Source organism: Thermotoga sp. (assembly GCF_021162145.1).
In the GTDB taxonomy this organism is placed as follows: Bacteria; Thermotogota; Thermotogae; order Thermotogales; family Thermotogaceae; genus Thermotoga.
The window spans coordinates 1-2,701 of record NZ_JAGGZH010000015.1 but is presented as its reverse complement, the minus strand read 5'-3'; the positions used below and the strand labels follow the sequence as shown (position 1 = coordinate 2,701).

Below are 2,701 nucleotides of genomic sequence, written 5' to 3'. Positions count from 1 at the left end.
TAATGGAACAGGTATTGTACAACGGCCTCTTGGCGGGGATATCTCTTGATGGGAGGCACTATTTCTATTTCAATCCGCTGGAGGATTCTGGAAGAACAAGAAGACAGAAATGGTTCGACTGTGCGTGTTGTCCTCCAAATCTCGCACGATTTATAGCCTCCCTTCCCGGTTACATGTATACTGTTTCGAATAAAGGGATACAAGTGCATCTGTACGAAAAAAGCTCTGCTGAATTTTTGTTCAAAGGCTCTTCCGTGAAAATTGAGCAGGAGACCGATTATCCATGGAATGGGCACGTATACTTCACTATTGAGACAAGTATTGAAGAACCGTTCAGCATCTATCTCAGGGTACCAAGCTGGTCAAACGACCTCTCCGTCAGAATAGACGGAAAGGAATATTCAGTGGAAACACAAAATGGTTATGTGGAATTGAATCGTTGCTGGGATGGGAAACATACCATTGAATTCTCTCTTAAAATGAAGCCAGAGCTTATAGAAGCACATCCACTTGTGAGAAATAATTTGGGAAAAGTAGCTGTGAGAAGAGGTCCTATCGTCTATTGTGCAGAGCAAGTAGACAATCCGAATTTCCACGTGTGGACTCTCACTGTAGATTCAGAAGGTATGAAGGAAGAAAAGGGGAGAATCTTTGACAGAGAAGTGGTGTTTCTTAAGGGAACGGGAAAAGCGATAGAACTTTCTGAATGGAAAGGAAAACTTTACAGATCATTATCAAAAGCGAAAGAAATTCCAGTGCTTTTCACCCTCGTTCCATATTGCGCATGGGCTAATAGAGAACCTGGTTCTATGGCAGTGTGGCTGGGGAAAGCGTAAAGAACTCTTCACTTTTGGGAGGTGTTAGTATTATGAGGAGATTGATGGTATTCCTCACCCTATTGGTAGGATTTGCTCTGTTGAGTTTTGCAAATGATGTTATTGTTATCCGCTATGCACACTGGAATGCTCTTCCTCCGGATCCCTATAATTATGTAAAAGCTTTCGAGAAGAAGTATCCGAATATCAAGGTAGAATTCATCCAAATACCAGAAGCAGAATACTCACAGAAATTAAGGTCAATGGCACTTGCTGGAAACGCTCCCGACGTGTTGTGTTTATGGGAAGCAGACCTTGCAGACTTTGCAAAAGCAGGTTGGATCGTGCCTCTTGATGATTATATCCAACAAAGTGAAGAGTTGAGTGTTGATGATTTTATTCCTGCTGTTAAGCAGCTTATGGAGCTACAGGGGCATTTGTACGGTCTGCCGTGGTGTTTCGCCACAGAGATCTTGTACTATAACAAAGATATATTTGACAAAGCCGGGATACCTTACCCCAATGAAAACTGGACATGGAAAGACTTTGAAGAGGCTGCACGGAAATTGACTGTAGTAGAAAGTGGGAAGGTAGTCCAGTATGGTTGCGATGCATTAGGTTTTCAGGGGTTGTGGTATTCACTGATCGGAACATTCGGTGACAAGATAGTAGACGAACAAGGAAGATTTGTTTTTGGTAAGGGTGCCAAGGAATTCCTCAGATGGTGGTACGATTTGACAAATAAGTATAAAGTAGTTGCTTCACCACAAGTTACTACATCTGGTGTTGTCTCTGCTGATCTATTCATGGCGGGAAAAGCAGCAATGGCTTTCAATGGAAGTTGGATGACATCTGTCTACAAAGATATAAAGGATTTTAGCTGGGATATAGCTCCTATTCCAAAAGGAGTAAGGCATTATTCCACCCTTCACACAGGTTTCTTTGCCATCAACGCAAAGAGTAAAGTGAAAGATGCTGCATGGAAATTTATAGAATTTTGTATGAGCGAAGAAGGACAAGAACTAATCAACAAAGCTTATAACAATCCTTCTGCTCGTATTTCCATACTTAAGAAGGGTTATTACAGAGTCGAAGGGCCGAAAGGTCCCAGAAACTGGGAAGCTATAGAAAAAACAGCAGAATTCGCAGAATGGGGCTACACATTGTTACCACCGGGTTTGACATTTGACTTGGTAAAAGACTTCAATGCGGCTATATTGGGTCAGATGTCTGTCGATGAAGTTGTTGAGAGGGCTATTGAAAAAGCAAAGGACATTCTCGGAGAAGAAAGAGTAGTGGTTACGGAATGATTTGAACGGGGGTTCTACACCCCCGTTCATTTTCATACGGAGCAGTGAGCGAAGGAGGAAAGAAATCCATGCAAAAAGCCAAAAACAAAGTTGCTTATCTTTTTATATCTCCTTGGATCATTGGCTTCGTTCTCTTCACTGGGGGGCCTATTATAGCGGTATTTCTTCTCAGTTTTTGCAAGTGGGATATGATATCAGCTCCAAAATGGGTTGGATTTTCAAATTATGCTAGGATGTTTCAAAGTGGATCTGAATTTTGGATAGTTCTGGAATTTACACTCCTTTATACCTTATTGTCCGTTCTCATATCTGTTAGTTGGGCTCTACTCCTGGCGATTCTTGTAAATCAAAAAGTAAAAGGAACCAGATTTTTTGGCTTTCTCTATTTTGTACCAGCTGTGGTTCCGATAATTGCTCTGACGTTCGCTTTCCAGCTGATTTTCAATAAGGAGCTAGGAATAGTGAACTATCTTTTAACACTGATTGGGATCAACAACCCTCCAAATTGGTTGATGGATTCTAGTTATGTGAGATGGCTTTTAGCTGTTCTAAACATTTATACATTTTACACGGGTC

Annotated in this window: 3 protein-coding genes; all 3 read left to right on the top strand. The window is 41.4% G+C overall.

What is annotated here, in order from left to right; translation table 11 throughout:
• Window positions 1-836, top strand: an 836-nt coding sequence (locus J7K79_RS01535; protein WP_296904403.1) for a beta-L-arabinofuranosidase domain-containing protein, incomplete at its 5' end; no start/stop codon positions are given.
• Window positions 837-868: 32 nt separating this feature from the next.
• On the top strand, window positions 869-2,125 hold the full coding sequence (locus J7K79_RS01530; RefSeq protein ID WP_296904401.1) for a sugar ABC transporter substrate-binding protein: 1,257 nt from the start codon (window positions 869-871) through the stop codon (window positions 2,123-2,125).
• Between the two features lie 68 nt (window positions 2,126-2,193).
• The coding region (locus tag J7K79_RS01525) for a carbohydrate ABC transporter permease (protein WP_296904398.1) at window positions 2,194-2,701 on the top strand (508 nt) is incomplete at its 3' end.

Excerpts from the sequence above, each read along its gene's own strand:
- J7K79_RS01530 (WP_296904401.1), top strand. The coding sequence starts at position 869 with ATGAGGAGATTGATGGTATTCCTCACCCTATTGGTAGGATTTGCTCTG.